This window comes from Uniformispora flossi (assembly GCF_049534875.1).
Classification (GTDB): domain Bacteria; phylum Actinomycetota; class Actinomycetes; order Streptomycetales; family Streptomycetaceae; genus Yinghuangia; species Yinghuangia aomiensis.
Map to the genome: position 1 here is coordinate 103423 of NZ_JBMULZ010000018.1, position 18485 is coordinate 121907.

Consider the following 18485-nt stretch of genomic DNA (forward strand, 5'->3'; position numbering starts at 1 on the left):
TTGTGGGCCGGCCCGAGTGGTTGTTCGGGCCGGCCGAATTGGATGCGGCGTCAGGCGTTGGTCCAGCGGGGGTTGAGCGGGATCGGGATCTCCGCCCAGACGACCTTGCCGCAGGAACGACGCTCGGCGCCCCACTGGCCGAGGGATTCCAGGATCGCGAGGCCTCGGCCGTCCACGTCGCCCAAGCCCGCGTCGCAACGTGTCGGTACGAGAGGGTCGTCGTCGATGATTTCCAGGCGAACCGCCTTGCCGGTCCACGCAACCGTGATACCGATCATCGAAGTCCAAGCGCGGTCAACGCCGTTCGTGATCAACTCCGACGCGCATACAGCGACTCCATAGAGGGAGTCTTCGTCGGGGCACACCTTCCACTCACGTACCGCGTCGACCACTTGCCGACGCATCACGGGCACTGATGCCCGTTCGGACGCTACCCACCACTGCCTGGGCTTGGGGTCTACTGAACCCATCGATCACCCCTCAGCTTGCGCGCTGATTGACCGACACTCACCGGATTCATCACGCTACGATGAGTGCTGAATACGAGGCTAGTTGCATCCTATGCATTCAGCAAGTCACGCGCTGTTATCGATCGGAGGGTTCATGCCGGCAGGAGGCAAGCCAACGGTGCGATCCCGCCGCCTGGGTGGGGAGCTGCGCCGTCTTCGCGAGGCAACTGGTATGAGTTCACTCGAAGTTGCGGACGTGCTGGGCTGCAGCCAGGCCAAAATCAGCAGGATGGAGAACGGCATCGTCACCACACGAGTGGGTGATCTCCTACTGCTCCTGGACACCTACTCGGTGTCGGATCCTCAACACCGCAAATACCTTGAGCGCCTCGCTCGCGAGAGCAACAAGCAAGGCTGGTGGGAGTCTTACAGCGACACGATCGCGCCGCACTATGCCGAGGTCATCGGGCTGGAGAACGACGCAACCTACATCCGGACCTGGCAATCCGCAGTGGTGCCCGGACTGTTGCAACTCCCGGACTACACCCGCGCCCTCATGCTCGCGAACCCTGCCATGATCTCGCCGGACAAGATCGAGTCCATGATCCAAATCCGCGAGGCGCGTCAACGTCGGCTGCATGACGCCGAACACTTGAGGTACCACGCGATCGTCTGGGCGCCGGTCCTGCTCAGTTGTGTGGGCTCCCCCGAGGTGCACGCCCGGCAGCTCGAATCGGTCCTTGAGACCGCAGGCCTTCCCACGGTGAATCTGCAGGTACTCCCCATGAACCCGGCCGAGTTCGCCTGCTTGTCGACGCCCTTCACCATGTTCTCGTTCGGAAGCGATGCCGTCACAAGCACGGTCTTCCTGGAGAACGCGACCAGCAGCCACTACCTGGAGAGCGCCGACGCAGTGATGGGCTACACGTTGATCTTCGATACCTTGCGCTCGGCGGCCCTGAGCACGACGCAATCGATCAGATTTATTGAGAAACTGGTTGCCGGTGTGCGCAAATGAAGGATGAGCATGTCGCGTACGCCCCGCGCCTGTACTTGGGTCAAGTCCTCGTACTCGGAGACGCTGGCCAATTGCGTTGAGGTGTCGGCAAGTCCGAGCACCACCGCAGTCCGGGACAGCAAGCGTCCGGACGGGCCGATCGTCCGTTTCAGTCCGAGCGCGTGGACTGCGCTGGTTCGATCAAAGGGTGGCTGCGCGGTCCAGGCCTGACCAGGCGACTGGGCGAACCATCCGCAAGGGTTCGGACGCCCAGCCACCTCGTCTGCTTCGAAAGCGTCCTCGGTCGTTCGAGGGTCCACGCCCCTTGCCCGGGCCGCTCGCGCCCCGCTCTCCTCCCCCACACGGCAGCGGCCACGTTTCGCCTTGCCGGCCCCGAGGTACGCAGCACAGAGTCCCGAGCGGCGGCGTACCCGCGTAGCCAGGAGGCCCATGTGGACGACACCGAGCTGTACGTGGAGCTGCTCCGTCTCCTGAACCTCGGCGGCTCCGTCGCCGCGGCTCAGCCGGGCAACCACGGAATCACCGTCAGCCGCTGGGCCGTCGGCGACCGGAACGTTCCCCCGCTCTTCGAAGTCGATCCGCCTCGCTGCGCCACCGCGTACGGGTGACTGCCACAGATGCCGCGGAGGCCTTCCCCTACTACCAACCCCCTGATGGCCGCACTCCAACTGCTGGTGCTGCACGCCCAGGAAGCAATCGACACGCGGACGCCGCACGCCCACAAGTTCGTCCTGGCAGCTGGCGGCGTTGGTGCGAACTGGCGCCGGAAGCGCGGAATCTGTCAGTGCTCTCCGCCAAAATGTGTACAGGAAGGAGGCATGATGTCCCGCAGTTCGCAACGTCCTGACCAGGCAATCACACCTCCGAACGGCTGCCGCTGGTGCGGTATCGGCCAGTACGAACACGCCCAACGCTGGATGCCCGAGGTGGGTTGGCACGAGTGGACCCCACCCACCGATGAACAGCGCAAATCCCGCATGAAGGCCCGTCTGCACCGCAAGCTCGACAAGAACCCGCCGCACACGGCGCTATCCGTCTGCTAGCTGCCGGAGCTCGTCGAAGATGTCCCTCAGCTCCTGCGGAATGTCCTCAGGCCCGTCCAAAGCACCGGCCAGGTCGCTCATCATCTGGGGCTTGCCTCCGGGGCCCTGCAGGCTGCTGCTCTGCAGCATCTGCTGAACCGCGGAGCTGAACTTGCCGGTGCCCCTGAGGTCATCGAAGTCCGACGGTTCCCAATCGGTGTCCTTCGGCCAGATCCGGTTCGCGGTCTTGGCCCAGACAGTGGAGTCGAACAGCGCTTCCAGTTCGGCGACCTGCTTGGTGGCACCGACATACCTGACGATCTTCCGATAGCCGTCCGCCCCGAAGACGTCCTTCAGCCTGTCCACCTTGAAGAGCCGCAGGCCCTGACTGTCCGCGTCGACCACGAGCATCACCGAACGCTTGTGCTCGACGAGGTAGCGCGCCAGGTGCAGCGCGCCCTCGTTGTTGTTGCACGCCCACAGCGCAATCCCGGCGGCCTGCAGCGACAGACCCGTCGCCTTCCGGAACAGCGTGGGGAACGCCTGCTGCTCGGTGTCACCCTCCACCGCGAGGAAGCAGCGTTCATGAAGCAGCACTGTGTTCCGCAGTCCGACCGCCGCGGCGATGCGGGCGAGGTGTCCGTCGATCTCGTCGTGGGTGTCCGCACCGAGCCGCTCGACGACGGTGCGCTCGTCGACCAGCTTGAGATGCACGACATCGTCGATGTCGACGCCGTCGATGAGGTTCATTGAGTGCGTTGCCACGACCACGCGGACGTTCGGAATGCTGCTCTGGTCGTGGATGAGCCGCATGATCTTGCGCTGGTGCTTGTAGTCGAGGTGGGTATCCGGCTCGTCGTACACGACGATGGTCTGCAGCGGCGGCTCCGGCGCCTGCTCATCCGGGACATCGGCCGCGTTCGGCTGCACGGCGTTGTTGCCGACCAACAGGTCGTTGTTCCACTCCCAGACGGCCAGCAGCACACGGCGGGAGCTGCCCAGCCCGGACCGGTCGAGGCCGACCGCCTCCCCGGAGACCTTGGCGATACGTATCGGGGTTCCGGCGAGCCCGTGCCTGAAGGACACTTCGGGGTTCACCTCGACGCGCGCCAGGTCCGGGCAACGTTCGCGGATGTGGTCGACCAGGGACTTCGCGTCAACGCGCAGCAGGTCCTGGACCTCGCCCTCGATCTCACGGAGTCTGCCCTGCAGCGTCTCGTCGGCCATGTGTGCTTCGTAGCGACCGGCGAGGGCAGTACGCACAGCTTTGTCAGGCGTGGTGTCACGGCCGTCGAACGCCAGGATCCGTGGCAGCCGCTGCACCAACGCGACAGGCATCACGACCCAACCGGGAGCGCCCGAATTGGCTTTCGCGTGGTCGTTGAGCGCGTCGATCAGGTCCAGCTTCTTCGATGACGCGGCACTCAGGCCGAACTCGTTCACCAGTTCCCGAAGCGGACCGACGAGCAGCTTCGACAAGTCCCCGCGCAAGCGCTCGTCGTGCGGCACGGGGAGCAGGCACTGCCACACAGGATCGGCGTCACCTGCGACATACCGCCGCAACCTCAACGTCTCCGGCAGCAGAAACTTGTCCTGCTCCCACGGGTCGAGGGCGAACTCGCCCTCGACCCACGTCTCGTCGCACCGCTTGGATCCGGCGTCCCTTCCAGGCGCAACCAGGTATGTCCGGTCGTCGTCGACCAGCCGGTACTCGCCGAGCAAGAACGCCAGTGCGTCGAGTACCGCGCTCTTTCCGCCGTCGTTCTGGCCGGCGAGGATCGTGGGCGCGCTGATCGGAATCCCGCGTACCTCACCCAGGCACCTGAAGCCCGCCGCGCTGATGTTGTTGAGGTGCAAGGCGAACGTCGCTCCGTTCCTGCTGCGGCCCAGGCGGACCCCACTGCCCGCCGGCCATCTCCCGGGACGTCACACATGCACCAGGACTCCCGTGCACCCCATGCTAGTTCTTCCTTCTTGGCCGGTTGGCTACTTTTCGCGGGTCGGCAGGGCCGGAGGCTTCGTGGGACTGTCCTGGGTATGTCCGGCGACCGACTTCGCGCAGGCCGCACCCACGCGCCCCAGGCGCCCACTAAAGTTTTGGTCATGACCACGCCGGGCCAGCAGCCATTGCTTCGCGAGTTCATTCGGATCCCCGAGCGCACGAGTATGAGCGACTTCGTACTCAAGCTGACCGAGGGCGTCGGGGACGCGGATGCGACGCTGCGCGAGTACGTGATCACGCCGCGGCTCGTCGGCAACTTCGACCAGGCCCTCGGGCTGATCCAGGCGGCGGTCGAAGGCGGCGGGTCGAAGGCCGCATACCTGCATGGGTCGTTCGGCTCCGGTAAGTCGCATTTCATGGCGGTTCTGCACGCGCTTCTGCGGGGCGAGAAGGCGGCGCGGCAGCGGAACGAGTTCTCCGGGCTCGTCGACAAGCACGACGCGTGGCTCGAGGGACGCCGGTTCCTGCTGGTCCCGTACCACCTGATCGGCGCAAAGTCGCTCGAGCAGGCAGTTCTCGGCGGGTACGTCAGCCGCGTCCGCGAGATACACCCCGAGGCACCGATCCCCGCGGTGCACCGCACCGACGCGCTGCTCGACCAGGCACGGAAGCTCCGCAGTCGTATGGGCGACGAAGCCTTCTTGGCGGCGCTCCCGGCCGGCATCGAGGAGGGCGAGGATGACGAGTGGGGTGACGCCGAGCCCTTCTGGACCTCCGACAAGCTGGACTCCGCGCTAGCCGCCACGAACGGAGCCGTCGACGAGCAGCTGCGCCGCCAACTTGTCGGTGATCTGCTCAAGGACCTGCTCGCCGGGTTCTACACGAACGCCAAGGAAGATGCCGAGGGGTACATCTCCCTGGACCCAGGGCTCGCCGAGATCAGCCGGCATGCCGACGAACTGGGCTACGACGGGCTGGTCCTGTTCCTGGACGAGCTGGTGCTGTGGCTGGCCAGCTCGATCGGCGACCAGCAGTTCGTCGCACGTGAGGCGCAGAAGGTCAGCAAGTTCGTCGAGGCCGGCGACGTGCACCGGCCCGTCCCCATCGTGAGCTTCATCGCCCGGCAGCGTGACCTCCGGGAGCTGGTGGGCGACGACGTCTCGGGCGCCGCCGAGCAGTCGTTCCAGGACGTCTTGAAGTTCTGGGACGGCCGATTCGACACCATCACGCTCGAGGACCGGAACCTTCCCGCCATCGCTCGCGAGCGCATCCTCAAGCCGCTCAGCGACGAAGCCGCGGAACGCATCGCGCGCGAGTTCGACCGCACGACGCAGATTCGCCGCGACGTCTGGGACACGCTCCTCGACACGGACGGCGGCACGGGTGCGGACCTGGAGTCGTTCCGCAGTTCGTACCCGTTCAGCCCGGCGTTCATGGACTCGCTGGTGCACGTTTCCAGCGCCCTGCAGCGTTCCCGCACCGCGCTCAAGCTGATGCGGGCGATCCTCGTCCAGCACCGGGACGACCTCCGGCTCGGCCAGCTGGTCCCGCTGGGCGACCTTTACGAGGCCCTCGCTCAGCCCGGGGACGCGCCGTTCACCGAGAAGCTCAAGGCGGAGTTCGAGGCCGCCCAGAAGCTCTACGAGGCCAGTCTCCGCCCCCACCTGCTGGGCCAGTACGGCCTGACCGAGGACGACGTCAACCTCGCGAAACGCGCGGCGGCCGGGCACCTGGCCGCCGATGAGGATCCGCCGGACCAGCAACTGGCGGCCAAGATCCGCGAGTTCAGCGGCGACGACCGCCTCGTCAAGACGCTGCTGCTGTCCGCGCTGGCGCCCGTCAGTGCCCTCAAGAACCTCACCGTCCGGCGGCTGTCCGCACTGAACCACGGCAGCATCACCAGTCCGATCCCGGGCGGCGAGGTCACCAAGGTCGCCAAGAAGGTCCGCGACTGGGCCGGGCAGTTCGGCGAGATCAAAGTCAGCGGCGACGACGACCCTGCAGTCGCACTTGAACTTGTCGGCGTGGACGTCGCTTCGGTCATCGCGACTGCGACGTTCGCCGACAAGCCTGGCGCCCGCAAGGCCCTGGTGAAGCGGCTGCTGTGGGAGGATCTGGGGGTCACCGAGACCGGTCAGTACGACGGCGACCGCTTCGACCTGGTGTGGAAGGGCAGCAAGCGGTCGGTCGAGGTGGTGGCCGGCGTGATCCGGGACGAACACGACCTGGTGTCACACGCGTTCCACCCAGCGGACTCGGCGGGCTGGCGCGTCGTCGTCGCCTATCCCTTCGACGAGGGCCACGGCCCGGCGGACGCCCGTGCCCGTATCCAGACGCTGGCCAAGTCCGGCGAGCACCCCCGAACGGTGTGCTGGGTTCCGGCGTTTTTCACCCCGGACCGCAATGCCGACCTGCGCAAGCTCGTGATCCTCGACTACATCCTGGCAGGCCAGCGCTTCGACGAGCACGCGCAGCACCTCAACCCGACCGACCGGCACCGGGCCCGACAGACGCTGTCCAGCCAACGCGACGCGTTGACGAACCGCATGCGCGACACGCTCCGGGAGGCGTACGGCCTCGCTCAGAAGCAACAAGGCGACGTCGTCCTCGGGTTCGACGACCACTTGTTCTCGCTGGACCCGGGCCTGCAGCCCAAACTCCCGTTCGGGGCGTCCCTCAAGGACGCCATGCGCCGACTCGGCGATCAGGTGCTCGACCACCAGTTCCCGGGCCACCCGGACCTCGACCAGGACCGGACCGGAGCGGTCGTTCGTGCAGCCGACGCCAAGACCGTTCTCGAGTACATCCGCAGGGCCGTCGAGTCCGACGAAGGCCGCGTCGAGGTGGACAAGAAGGACCGCCCGACGATGCGCCGCATCGCCAATCCTCTTAGCCTTGGCGAGATGCACGAGGCGGCATTCGTCATCGGCACCGAGTGGCGGCAATTCTTCAACCAGAAGATCGCGCAAGCGGGCAGCCAGAGCGAGGTTCGTGTCGCCGACCTGCTGCGCTGGCTGGACGAACCGAGGCCACGCGGGCTCGACAAGCTCGTCGCGCACCTGATCGTCTCGGCGTTCGCCGAGCAGACCGACCGCGCGTGGACCCGGCACGGGGGGCTTGTGGCCCCGTCGCCGGAGCTGACCTCCATCACCGACGACATGGCCCTGCGCGAGCAGCGCCTCCCGTCGGGCGAAGCCTGGGACCGCGCGCGCGAGCGGGCCGTGCACATGTTCGGAATCCCCGTCCCCGCCAGGCCGCTCGCCCGGCTGGTCAACAAGTTCGTCCGTGAACTGTCCGACCAATCCCGACGCTACCGCGACGCGGCGCACCAGCTCCTCGGCGCACTGGAAGAGCACGCAGACCAGCTCGGGCTGGCACTGGCGGCCAAGGACGGAAGGCTGCACAGCGCCCGGGTGGCGGCCGAGGTCCTCGACGGACTCACCTCGCGGAGCAACAACCTCGACATCATCACGCATCTCGCGTCCGTCGACTTGGGCGGCCCCGCGGAGCGGATCGGCCGCAGCATCAAGAGCGCCGACAAGGTGTACGCCGCGCTGCGTGACGCCGGCCAGTGGGACTCGTTCGAGCTGATCTCCGGCCTGCCCGATCCGTACCGGGCTCCGGCACAGCGAATTCTCGCCGCGTTGCACGACGCGGCACTCACCGACGAACTCGTCAGGCCCCTGCAACCCGCGCTCGAACAGGCCCGCAGGGAAGCGACGACGTTGCTCAAGAAGGCGATGGCGGCCCGTACCCCCGTACCGCCGCCGGTGACGCCGGTCCATCAGGACGGGACGGATACCCCCGGCAAGTCGGCAGTCCCCTCTGGTGCGCTCCCGCCCGCCGGCCGCGTCGTCGCGACATTGCCCCCGACTGCGGGTTCCGGGGTGGAATCGCGTGTCGTCGCCGCGAACGAACTCAACGCGGCGGTGAGCGAGTTGCGTGCGTTCGTGCAGAACGTCACCCGTAATGCGCCCGAGGCGCGCGTGGAGATCACGTGGAAGGTGGTCGAGGGCCCGTGACCGTCTCCGAGGCGGCGCGGTCGAAGGCCGCCCGGATCAAGCCGGCCACGCTGGAGCAGGAGGTCCTGCGCCTCCTGAAGCGGCACGGCAAGCACGGCGAGCGTGTGCTGCTGCTCCGCGCCGATCCGGTGTGGTCCGGTCTGCCCGCGTTCACGCTCGGCCCGTACGCGATCCGGGTCGAGGCGTGCGTGTCACGGCTGGCGGTCCTGGAACAAGTGACCAGGCACGTCGCCGCGGACGACGACACCTTCCTCGTGCTGCTCACCGACCGCGAGGACACCGACCTCGGCTCGGGAATCCTCAGCAACGTGCTGCGCCAAAAGGTCTTCGATGTCGAACCGTGGCGGCTGATCGAGGACAAATTCGGGGTGCAGCGGGTAGACCCGCGGCTGGCCGCAGACGCCTGGATCGCCGAAGCACTGGTCGATGCCATGCCCGACAATGCCCCGCGGATGGCCGGCACCGTACTCAGCCGTGACGTCGCGCTGCGTCATCTCGCGCTGCGCCGTCTCGGCCTGCAGGACCGCCTCGCCGCCGAAGACCTCGATGCCGCGGCGCTGATCCGCTGGAGCGCCGAACCTTCGCTCGTGGCCAACTTCCTGACACTCCGCCAGGTCGAGCGGGAAGGGCTTTCCGCATGGCTTGCCGAGAGCACCGGTCCGGCGGGGCGCGTCCTACTGGCCTACCTCGCGAATCGCAGTGTCGTGGAAGGTCCCGAACGCGCCGGCGGCCCGGAAGCCATGGCACTCGGGCTCGTCTCCCAAGTGCTGTGGGCGCCGGCTGCCGGGGACGACACCGAGCGCGCGCGCGGCGGGATCATGTACCGCTTCGACCTCGGTGACTTGTCCGACACCGACATCCGGACGTACGCCGCGGCGGCAGCAAAGACCGTGGGCGAACTGCTCGAGGCCGGTAGCGGCACCGACGACCATCTCGCACATGCGGTACTCGAACGTGCGGAAGCCTTGCTTGCGCTGCTCAACGCCCGGGACGCGGCGCAGTACAGCGACATCATCCGCTCGGGCTTCGAACATCGCATGGGCACCGTCGCCAACCGCCTCGAGTCTACGCTCGATGCCCTCGGCTCCCCACAACCCGGCGGCGAGCCCTTCATCGCACTGGCCGAGGCAGTGGCCGCTCTGCGCCGGCATCGCTGGGCGCGCGTCCACGACCACCGCGCGGTACAGGCCGAGATGGCCCAGCGGCTCGTGCAATGGCTGCGTGCCGACCCCGCCGACCCGGCTTCGGTCAGCGACGTCGGAACCGGCATCCATCAGCACATGGACGCATGGGCGTGGGTCGACCGCGCCGTCGGGCACGTGTGGACTGGCGAGGATGTCAATGCCGAGCTGAAGCAGGCGTACCGGAGGCTCTATCAGGAGGTCCGCGCCCGACGCAGCGCCCTCGACCACGCCTTCGCCGACCGGCTGGCGACCTGGACGTCGGCCGGCAGCCACCCGGGAAGCATGCTCACGGTCGAGCGCGTGCTGCCCGAAGTTCTGGCGCCGCTGGTCGCCGGGCCCAAGGACCGCCGCCGACCATGCCTCTTCCTGGTGTTGGACGGTATGAGCGGCGCGGTGGCTACGGAGCTGGCGGAGCAACTGCGGGAGCGACGTTGGGAGGAGTACGACCCCTGGGGCGAGGGGAGCACCCCCCGTCGCCGGGCGGTGGTGGCGGCGCTGCCGACGTTGACGAAGTACTCGCGAGCCAGTCTCTTCGCGGCAGCGCTCACCGAGGGGGGGCAGGAGGACGAGCGCCGTGCTTTCGATGCACACCCCTTCTGGAAGGGGCGCCGGGTGCGGCTGTTCCACAAGGGCGGTGTGCTGGGCGACGCCGGTGAATCGTTGGGTGCCGAACTCGAAGAGGCACTCAACGACACGGACACGGCAGTCGCGATCGTCCTCAACACCATCGACGATGCGTTGGACAAGGGGCGCGAACGCGCCGATTCCTCCTGGCGGATCGCCGATATCGGGGTCCTGCGGACGGTCCTGGACCATGCCTTCTACCTCGGCCGTGCCGTCGTCGTCACCAGCGACCACGGCCACGTGCTCGACCGCGGCGCAGTGCATCGGCCGGTGAGCGACTCCGCGTCGGCACGCCATCGCACGGGTGAATCCGGCCCCGCGGGGGCCGGGGAGGTCACGTTGGCCGGTCCCCGGGTCGCCGCCCGGGGGCAGCAGGTCGTGGCGTTGTGGGACGAGCAGGCCAGATACACCGCCAAACACGCCGGATACCACGGCGGCGTCTCTTCCGCCGAAGTAGCCATCCCGCTCATGGCATTCCTTCCACTGGGTGCCGGCGTGCCCGCCGGCTGGAGCTGGCTGGAAGACCAGAAGCCGTCCTGGTGGTCGCTGAATGCGCCGGAGTCCACGGTCGAACGCCGACCGGTGCCGTCCGGGAAGCCCGCCCGGCGTTCCAGGACCAAGGACGCGGACGAGCAGCAGATGACGCTCATCGAGGTTGCCTCCGCGCCCGCCGACCACACCGCCGACGGAACCGCGGAGGTCGTATCGGACTCGGCGGCGGCCACGGCCGCCGCGCTGCTCAAGTCGCCGGTCCTGGCCGCGCAGCGGGAACTGATGTCCTCGCGGGCCGTCCCACTCGACCAGGTCGAAGCTGCCGTGACAGCGCTGCTGCGGGCGCAGGGCAACCTGCTGCCCGCCGCGGTGCTGGCCGAACGCGCCGGTGTGCGTGCCGCGCGCGCCGGTGGGTTCGCGATCACCCTGCAGCGACTCCTGAATGTGGAGAACTACTCTGTGGTGACGGTCGAGGACGGCGGACGTACCGTGCGCCTCGACGTCGCGCGGCTGCGCATCCAGTTCGGCCTTGGAAAGGGCACAGGCACGTGAGTTCTCCTGCGGGCGGCGAGGTCAGCGCCGCGCGTCGCCGCGACGTTCTGGATGCCTTGCGCCGCGGGGCCGTGCCGCAGTCGGGCCTCGACCTGCTGGCTGTGGGGCTTGGTCGGTTCGAAACCGCGGTGGACGAGGATCTGGCCGCCGTCACATCCGGCGGTTCCGTGTTCAAGGCCGTCCGCGGCGAGTACGGCTCAGGCAAGACGTTCTTCACCCGGTGGCTGGCCGACCGCGCCAAGCGGCGCGGCATGGCGGTCGCCGAAGTGCAGGTCTCGGAGAACGAGACACCGCTGCACAAGCTCGAGACCGTGTACCGGCGCCTCACCGAGCGCCTTGCCACCGCGAGTTTTCCCCCCAGTGCGCTGCGACCGGTCGTCGACGCCTGGTTCTACGCGCTCGAGGAGGATGCACTCGCCGACGGCGGCTTCGACCCGGACGATGCAGACGCCCTCCATCAGGCCGTCGATGCTCTTCTCACCCTGCGCCTCGCTGAAGTAAGCCGCAATGCACCGATGTTCGCCGGTGCCCTGCGCGGTTACCGGGCGGCCGTGACAGCCTCCGACCCGGCGACGGCCGATGCCATCCTGGCCTGGCTTGGAGGGCAGCCCAATGTGGCTGCTGCCGCGCGCCGTGCGGCCGGGGTGCGCGGCGACATCGACCACTTCGGAGCCTTGGGATTCGTCCAGGGCCTGCTGTCGGTGCTGCGCGACAGCGGTCATCCGGGCCTGTTCGTGGTCCTTGATGAAGTGGAGACGCTGCAACGCGTTCGCTCGGACGCCCGCGACAAGGCGCTCAACGCGCTCCGGCAGCTCATCGACGAGGTGCACTCCGGCCGGTTCCCCGGGCTGTACCTCGTTATTACCGGCACCCCGGCGTTCTTCGAGGGGCCGCAGGGAGTCCAGCGGCTCGCGCCGCTGGCGCAGCGGCTGGCCACGGACTTCTCCACGGACAGCCGGTTCGACAACCCGCGCGCGATCCAGATCCGCCTATCCGGCTTCACGGTGGCGTCGCTGACCGAGCTGGGAGGTCGCGTAAGGGACCTGTACGCCTCGGGCATCGAAGACACGACGACCGCGGAGCGGCTCGGCAAACTTGTCGACGACTCATACCTCGCCGATCTCGCCCGTGCCGTCGCCGGCGGGTTGGGCGACAAGGTCGGTGTGGCACCGCGGCTGTTCCTGAAGAAGCTCGTCGGCGACGTCCTCGACCGCGTCGACCTCTTTCCGGAATTCGACCCGCGGCGCGACTACGCGCTGACCCTCGGCATGGGCGAAATGAGCGAGGTCGAGCGCAACGCCGCAGCCTCCGCCGGCGACGTTCCGCTGGATCTGTAGGCTTCCGCACCATGCCGACCCCGCAGCGCTGAGGGGCCCGATGTCCGTCGATTCGCTTCATCCCGTCGTGCTCCACCACATCGTCAACACCCTCGGCTGGCCGGGGTTGCGGCCGTTGCAGGAGGCGGCGGTCGATCCGCTTCTGGCCGGCGACGACGCCCTCTTGCTCGCTCCGACGGCGGGCGGCAAGACCGAGGCCGCGGCTTTCCCGTTGTTGTCGAAGATGGCGGCGGAGAATTGGCAGGGCACCTCGCTGCTCTATGTGTGTCCGCTCAAGGCACTGCTCAACAACCTCGAGCCCCGGCTTGCCGGGTACGCCGACTGGCTGGGGCGCCGCGCCGAACTGTGGCACGGTGATGTGTCCACTCCGCGGCGAAAGCGGATCCTGCGCAGCCGTCCGGACATCCTGCTCACGACCCCTGAGTCGCTCGAATCGATGCTGGTGAGCGTCAATGTCGACCACCGGTCGTTCTTTTCCGGGCTACGCGCAATCGTCGTCGATGAGGTGCACGCTTTCGCAGGGGACGATCGGGGCTGGCATCTGCTGGCCGTCCTGGAGCGGCTCACCCACCTGATCGGCAGGCCGATCCAGCGCGTGGGGCTCTCGGCCACGGTCGGCAACCCGGAAGCACTGCTGGGCTGGCTGCAGGGTTCCGCGGTCGGCCACCGAACCGCGACAGTGGTAGCGCCGCACCTGACGGCCCCCGAGCCGACCCTCGCCGCCACTCCGCCGCCCGGTGACATCCAGTTGGATCACGTGGGCTCGGTCGACAACGCAGCCAAAGTCATCGCGGCGCTCCACCGTGGCGAGAAGCGTCTCGTCTTCTGCGACTCGCGTCGGCTGGTGGAAGAGCTCGGGCAGTCGCTGCGCGCCAAAGGCGTCGCCACCTTCCTGTCGCACGCGAGCCTGTCCCTCGACGAACGGCGTCGCTCCGAAGAGGCGTTCGCCGAGGCACGTGACTGTGTAATCGTGTCCACCAGTACGCTGGAGCTGGGTATCGACGTCGGCGATCTGGACCGGGTGATCCAGGTCGATGCGCCGACGACCGTAGCTTCGTTCCTGCAACGGCTCGGCCGCACCGGACGTCGCCCGGGCAGCACGCGCAACTGCCTGTTCCTCGCACTGGACGAGGATGCCGTCTTGGAAGCGGCCGGCCTGCTCCACCTCTGGGGTCAGGGCTGGGTCGAGCCGGTCGTCGCCCCGCCGGAGCCGCGACACATCGTGGCCCAGCAGCTGATGGCACTCTGTCTGCAGGAGAACAAGGTCGGCGATCGGTCGTGGGCGCCGTGGTGGAACGGCCTCGCACCTTTTCGGCAGGCCGGAGTGGAGCCGATCCTCAGGCATCTCGTCGCAGCCGGATTCCTCGACGAGGACGGTGGCATGTTGTTCGTCGGGCCGGAAGCCGAGCGCAAGTTCGGGCGGCGGCACTTCATGGATCTCACTGCGGTCTTCACCGCAGCACCGGAGTTCACGGTCCTGTCCGGGCGCACCGAGATCGGCACGACAGATCCCGCACTGCTGACCGAGCAGACGACAGGGCCGCGGCTGCTGTTGTTGGCCGGGCGCAGTTGGCGTGTGACGTACATCGACTGGAACCGAAAGCGCTGCTTCGTGGAACCGGTCGACGGCGGGGGCAAAGCCAGGTGGCATAGCGGCACGCAGTCGGGATTGTCGTACCGGATGACTCGTTCGCTGCGTGACGTCCTGCTGGGGGCGGATCCGCCGGCCCGGCTCACCACCAGAGCGGCGGAAGCCCTCGCTTCGGCACGTGAGCACTATCTGGCGCAAGTCCACCCTGGTGGGACGACGATCGTACGCTCGCCGAACGGCGACGTCCGCTGGTGGACTTGGGCGGGCTTTCGCGTCAACGCAACGTTGGCCACAACGCTGTCGGCCGTTACGGATCCGTCTCAACGTTTCACGGACAACTACCTCCGGCTGCGGAGCGACGTGTCTCCTGCCGCATGGCGCGGAGCCGTCCAGGACGCCGCCGAGCGGTTGTGCCAACCGGACGTGGACCGGAAGGCACTCGCAGGACTGAAATTCTCGACAGCACTGCCGGAACGTCTGGCGGTGGCCACGTTGGCTGCGCGACTCGCCTCGTTCGAGGCTGCGGAGGCTGTCCTTCGGGAGCCTCAGCGGTTCGTTTCCCTTGCAGAGTGACGCGCCTGCTGCTCGAAGGATGCGCTGTGCCAGGCGAAGTACGCCGCGCTGATCTCACTGTGTGCGGTGCAGCGGCGTCCGTCGAGGGCCCGGGCGGCCGCCGCGAGGTCGTTCGTCGCGGACGGACCGTCGGAATACGCGTGGATGTAGCCTTCCGTGTCCACACGGACATATCCGTACTCGAAGAGCGCATCGCAGCCCAGGACACAGGCCTTCATCGTGTTGACGGTGTCGACGAGTTCGCCGGCGTCGCATTGCGAACGCTTCTTGACATGGGCGACGTGCAGCATCCGTTTGGGCAGCCTGCGGCCGCACAACGCGCAGTCCCCTTCCGACTTGCCGCGGGGGAAGTGCCATTCGCGGAGCTTCGGCTGCTCACACCGGACGACGGCCTGGACCAAGCGGCTCAGACGCCCCTCGACGTCGAGGATTCGCTCAGGGGGAGCTTCATCGTCCATGTATGTGTCAGCCGCAACCGCGTCATAGCGATCGGCATCCGTCGCAAACTCATCCTCCGGCAGCAACACGGCCACGCCCTGTTTGTTCGCGGACATGCGAAAGGCTTCCATGGCTTGCGGCGCCCACGTCACCCGGTCCTCCGTGGTGAGAATCCGGAAGTCCAGGCGCTCGGGGAAAACCTCGTCCCGGTTCGGCCACACGGGCGTCGTGTCGCGGTAAGGAGGCCTCGTGACTTGGGCCAACACGGTGGTGGCCAAGGCAGCGCCTGCCCATCCACCGGCCGAAACGCGCGGCTGCGGGCCTCCGTACCCCAGCAGAAGCAGATCGCCGGTGCGGAGCTTCCGGAGTTCCGCGCGAGCTCCGGCCTTGTCCAACGCGGAATCTCGCCAGCCCCAGATGCTCCTGCGGCAGCCGATCTCAAAGTTGCCTTTCGACTTCTGCGGTACGTACACGACTGCGACGAGCGCCATCGAACTGCCTTCCCCTTGTGTGGCGAACGCAGCCATCATGCTGCACATCACCCACAGCGCGGCGCATCGGCCGCTTGGGGATGCCCAAAGGCGGACTCCCTTACCTGGATAGGGAATCCGCCGTGGAAATGGGCTTGCCTTGCGTCCCTACGCCCAAGTCGGGCCCGCCGTCATCCCCCCGTCGATGACGAACTCCGAGCCGGTGGAGTAGGAGGAGTCGGCGCAGGAGAGGAAGAGGGCGAGTTTGGCGACCTCTTCGGGTTGGCCGACGCGGCCGGCGGGGAGGGCGGCGTAGATGTCGCCGGAGCTGGTGTCGTCGGAGACGAGGCCTTCGACGTTGTCCGGGCGGACCATCGGGGTGTCGATGCCGCCGGGGTGGATCGAGTTGACGCGGATGCCGGAGTGGCCGAGTTCGAGGGCGGCGGCCTTGGTCATGCCGCGGACCGCGAACTTGGTGGCGGTGTAGCCGATCATGCCGGCGACGCCCTGGAGGCCGTTCGTCGAGGACGTGTTGACGATCGTGCCGCCGCCCGCGGCCACGAGGGACGGGATGGCGGCGCGCATGCCGAGGAAGACGCCGACCTGGTTGACGTTGACGATCTTCAGGTAGTCGTCGAGCGAGGTGTCCACGATGGCGCCGAACTGCAGGATGCCGGCGTTGTTGATCAGGCCGTCGAGCTTGCCGAAGGCCGCGTTGGCCTCGGCGACGGCGGCCGTCCAGTCGGCTTCCTTGGTGACGTCGAGGTGGACGTAGCGGGCGGCGTCGCCGAGGTCCTTCGCGACTGCGGCGCCTTCGTCGTCGAGGACGTCGCCGAGCACGACGGACGCGCCTTCGGCGACGAACAGGCGGGCTTCGGCTTCGCCTTGGCCGCGGGCCGCGCCGGAGATGAGGATGACGCGTCCGTCGAGCTTGCCCATGGGACGTCCTTTCGGGTCGGTTCGGTCGTGCGGTGCTGCGGGGTGCGGGGTGCGGGGTGCGGGTGCAGGGTGCGGGATTCCGGTCAGCCGAGCGCGATCTTGAGGTGGTGGCTGAGGTCGCCCAGGTGTTCGGTGATCATGTGGCGGGTCGCGAAGCGCCACGCGCCGTCGACGCGGACGAAGGTGTCGCGGTAGCGGCCGGTGATGATCGGCTGGAGCGGCAGGCCGGTGGTGGCCTGGAGGACCGTGAAGTAGGAGCGGGCCGCGGCGGTGCCGGCGTCCTCGTCGACCTCGAGGATGATGTTCGTGGTGACGTGCTTGGTGCGCGGCGTGCCGTCCTCGTAGCGGAGCGTCCAGTCCTCGTACATGGCGAGGACGGCGGCGCGGCCCACGGTTTCCCGGTCGGTGCCTTCGCTGGTGACCACCGCGTCGGCGAGGATGTCCGCGACCTTCTCGAAGTCCCCGTCGTCGATGGCCTCGGCGTACAGGCCGATCAGGTTCGGGACGGCGATGTGTCCGGGCATGCGTTCGGGTGACACGTGTGAACCTCCGGTAGGCCGCCGTTGACTGGCGGTCACAGTACGGCCGCGTGCCGACGGAATCCAGACCCGGATTCCGCCCGCCCCGTGCTTCCGCCGGGCTGCGCCCGGGGTCGGCAACGCGATCGAAATCGCGTCGCATCGCTCTTTAGTGACGCCGCGTCAGATGGCATGGTGAGCTGTGCGCCGCGGCACCCGTGCGGCGCCGCCGCCTGCCAGAAGAGGTACGACGTGGTTCTCGATCCTTCCTCCGCCCTGCTCACCGGCCGTGTCGCCGTCGTCACCGGCGGCGCCCGCGGCATCGGCGCGGCGACCGCCGCCGCGCTGGCCCGATTCGGCGCGGACGTGGCCATCTGCGACCGCGAAGACCAGTCCGAGACCGCGAAGGCCATCGCCGACGCGGGCCGCAAGGCGCACGTCGGGACGCTGGACGTGCGCGACCGGGACTCCGTCGCGGCGTTCCTCGCGGACGCGCAGCGCGAGCTGGGCAACTTCGACGTCCTCGTGAACAACGCGGGCGGCGGCTTCTGGTCGCCGTTCCTCGACGTGCGCGGCAAGGGCCAGACCGCGCTGGTCGACGAGAACTTCACCAGCGTCACGCACGTCGTCCGGCACAGCGTGCCGCTGATGAACGACGGCGGCTCGATCGTCAACGTGACCAGCATCGAGGCGCACCGCGCCGCGCCCGGCTTCGCGGTGTACGCGGCGATGAAGGCGGCCGTCGAGCAGCTGACGCGGTCACTCGCGCTGGAGCTGTCGCCGCGCCGGATCCGGGTCAACTGCGTGGCGCCGGACGCGATCCCGACGCCGGGCGACGCGGGCCTGTCCGAGGCGGTCGGCGGGCAGGACTACGGCAGCAAGGTGCCGCTCGGCTGGGGCACGCCGGACGACTGCGCGGCGCCGATCGTCTACCTGGCGGGCGACATGTCCGGGTTCGTCAACGGGACCACGCTGCACGTGGACGGCGGGGCGCTGGCCGCGTCCGGCTGGGTGCGGCGCGAGGACGGGGTGTTCGTGCTCTGAGGCCGCGGGGGGCGGGGGCGACTGCGGTCGTCCCCGCGCCGAGGGGGGTCTGTGGTGACCCTGTTTCCTGCGTCTCCCGGTTCTCTTGTGTCTCCCGCGTCTTCCACGTGTCTTGCGTTTCCTACGTATCCGTCGTCTCCTGCGTATCCGGTGTTCCGGTGTTCCGTTCCGGTGTTCCGGCGCTTCGGTGTTTCGGCGTTTCCCGTTCGAGTGAACCCCGGAACGGCCGCGCCTCTCCCGCCCTCTTCCAAGACGTCGATGCTCACGATG

General features: G+C 68.1%; 14 protein-coding genes. 9 read left to right on the forward strand and 5 right to left on the reverse strand.

Annotated features, from left to right (window positions below; genetic code table 11):
* Nucleotides 1–50 precede the first annotated feature (50 nt).
* Nucleotides 51–278, reverse strand: coding sequence for an ATP-binding protein (locus ACPA54_RS30950; RefSeq protein ID WP_423534712.1), 228 nt, complete (start codon nt 276–278; stop codon nt 51–53).
* A 325-nt stretch (nt 279–603) separates the two neighbouring features.
* On the opposite strand from ACPA54_RS30950, the gene ACPA54_RS30955 reads away from it, so the two are divergent.
* The 4 genes from ACPA54_RS30955 (at nt 604) to ACPA54_RS30970 (ending at nt 2510) form a co-directional block, all read left to right on the forward strand.
* Complete coding sequence (locus tag ACPA54_RS30955) at nt 604–1467, forward strand: helix-turn-helix domain-containing protein (RefSeq protein ID WP_423534713.1); 864 nt, start codon at nt 604–606, stop codon at nt 1465–1467.
* Between the two features lie 9 nt (nt 1468–1476).
* Complete coding sequence (locus ACPA54_RS30960; protein ID WP_423534714.1) at nt 1477–1677, forward strand: DUF397 domain-containing protein; 201 nt, start codon at nt 1477–1479, stop codon at nt 1675–1677.
* A 221-nt stretch (nt 1678–1898) separates the two neighbouring features.
* Complete coding sequence (locus ACPA54_RS30965) at nt 1899–2075, forward strand: hypothetical protein (RefSeq protein WP_423534715.1); 177 nt, start codon at nt 1899–1901, stop codon at nt 2073–2075.
* Between the two features lie 45 nt (nt 2076–2120).
* The gene (locus ACPA54_RS30970) at nt 2121–2510 is read left to right on the forward strand and encodes a hypothetical protein (RefSeq protein ID WP_423534716.1); all 390 of its coding nucleotides are present in this window, start codon (nt 2121–2123) and stop codon (nt 2508–2510) included.
* Here the strand turns inward: ACPA54_RS30970 and ACPA54_RS30975 are convergent.
* Nucleotides 2496–4346, reverse strand: coding sequence for an ATP-dependent nuclease (locus ACPA54_RS30975; protein ID WP_423534717.1), 1851 nt, complete (start codon nt 4344–4346; stop codon nt 2496–2498). The genes ACPA54_RS30970 and ACPA54_RS30975 overlap by 15 nt on opposite strands.
* Before the next feature lie 246 nt (nt 4347–4592).
* On the opposite strand from ACPA54_RS30975, the gene ACPA54_RS30980 reads away from it, so the two are divergent.
* Genes ACPA54_RS30980 through ACPA54_RS30995 form a run of 4 tightly spaced genes read left to right on the forward strand, consistent with a single transcriptional unit; the run spans nt 4593 to nt 14806 of the window.
* Complete coding sequence (locus ACPA54_RS30980; protein WP_423534718.1) at nt 4593–8453, forward strand: BREX-2 system ATPase PglY family protein; 3861 nt, start codon at nt 4593–4595, stop codon at nt 8451–8453.
* On the forward strand, nt 8450–11305 hold the full coding sequence (pglZ, locus tag ACPA54_RS30985) for a BREX-2 system phosphatase PglZ (RefSeq protein WP_423534719.1): 2856 nt from the start codon (nt 8450–8452) through the stop codon (nt 11303–11305). The genes ACPA54_RS30980 and pglZ overlap by 4 nt, the downstream gene beginning before the upstream one ends.
* Nucleotides 11302–12642 (forward strand): BREX system ATP-binding protein BrxD, encoded by a 1341-nt coding sequence (gene brxD / locus ACPA54_RS30990; RefSeq protein ID WP_423534720.1) that lies wholly within the window; start codon nt 11302–11304, stop codon nt 12640–12642. Before pglZ ends, brxD begins: the two co-directional genes overlap by 4 nt.
* A 40-nt stretch (nt 12643–12682) precedes the next feature.
* Nucleotides 12683–14806 carry a DEAD/DEAH box helicase gene (locus ACPA54_RS30995; protein WP_423534721.1) on the forward strand — a complete coding sequence of 708 codons (2124 nt, stop codon included), beginning with the start codon at nt 12683–12685 and terminating at the stop codon, nt 14804–14806.
* On the opposite strand, the gene ACPA54_RS31000 is transcribed toward ACPA54_RS30995, so the two are convergent.
* From ACPA54_RS31000 to ACPA54_RS31010, 3 genes are all read right to left on the reverse strand, one after another.
* Nucleotides 14779–15735, reverse strand: a complete 957-nt coding sequence (locus ACPA54_RS31000) for a hypothetical protein (protein ID WP_423534722.1) — start codon at nt 15733–15735, stop codon at nt 14779–14781. The two genes, ACPA54_RS30995 and ACPA54_RS31000, sit on opposite strands and share 28 nt — an antisense overlap.
* A 147-nt stretch (nt 15736–15882) precedes the next feature.
* Nucleotides 15883–16653 (reverse strand): SDR family oxidoreductase, encoded by a 771-nt coding sequence (locus ACPA54_RS31005; protein WP_423534723.1) that lies wholly within the window; start codon nt 16651–16653, stop codon nt 15883–15885.
* 83 nt (nt 16654–16736) lie between these two features.
* Nucleotides 16737–17192, reverse strand: coding sequence for a nuclear transport factor 2 family protein (locus ACPA54_RS31010; protein ID WP_345675284.1), 456 nt, complete (start codon nt 17190–17192; stop codon nt 16737–16739).
* A gap of 231 nt (nt 17193–17423) precedes the next feature.
* Between ACPA54_RS31010 and ACPA54_RS31015 the strand changes: the two genes are divergently transcribed.
* Entirely contained in the window at nt 17424–18215 is a 792-nt protein-coding gene (locus tag ACPA54_RS31015; RefSeq protein ID WP_423534724.1) for an SDR family oxidoreductase, read from the forward strand.
* The last annotated feature ends 270 nt before the right edge of the window (nt 18216–18485 follow it).

What these genes read in the sequence shown, in the direction of transcription:
- ACPA54_RS30980 (WP_423534718.1), top strand. Translation starts at nt 4,593, where the DNA reads ATGACCACGCCGGGCCAGCAGCCATTGCTTCGCGAGTTCATTCGGATC.
- ACPA54_RS31000 (WP_423534722.1), bottom strand. Translation starts at nt 15,735, where the DNA reads ATGGCGCTCGTCGCAGTCGTGTACGTACCGCAGAAGTCGAAAGGCAAC.
- ACPA54_RS30970 (WP_423534716.1), top strand. Translation starts at nt 2,121, where the DNA reads ATGGCCGCACTCCAACTGCTGGTGCTGCACGCCCAGGAAGCAATCGAC.
- ACPA54_RS31005 (WP_423534723.1), bottom strand. Translation starts at nt 16,653, where the DNA reads ATGGGCAAGCTCGACGGACGCGTCATCCTCATCTCCGGCGCGGCCCGC.
- ACPA54_RS30950 (WP_423534712.1), bottom strand. Translation starts at nt 278, where the DNA reads ATGATCGGTATCACGGTTGCGTGGACCGGCAAGGCGGTTCGCCTGGAA.
- ACPA54_RS30960 (WP_423534714.1), top strand. Translation starts at nt 1,477, where the DNA reads ATGTCGCGTACGCCCCGCGCCTGTACTTGGGTCAAGTCCTCGTACTCG.
- ACPA54_RS30995 (WP_423534721.1), top strand. Translation starts at nt 12,683, where the DNA reads ATGTCCGTCGATTCGCTTCATCCCGTCGTGCTCCACCACATCGTCAAC.
- ACPA54_RS30955 (WP_423534713.1), top strand. Translation starts at nt 604, where the DNA reads ATGCCGGCAGGAGGCAAGCCAACGGTGCGATCCCGCCGCCTGGGTGGG.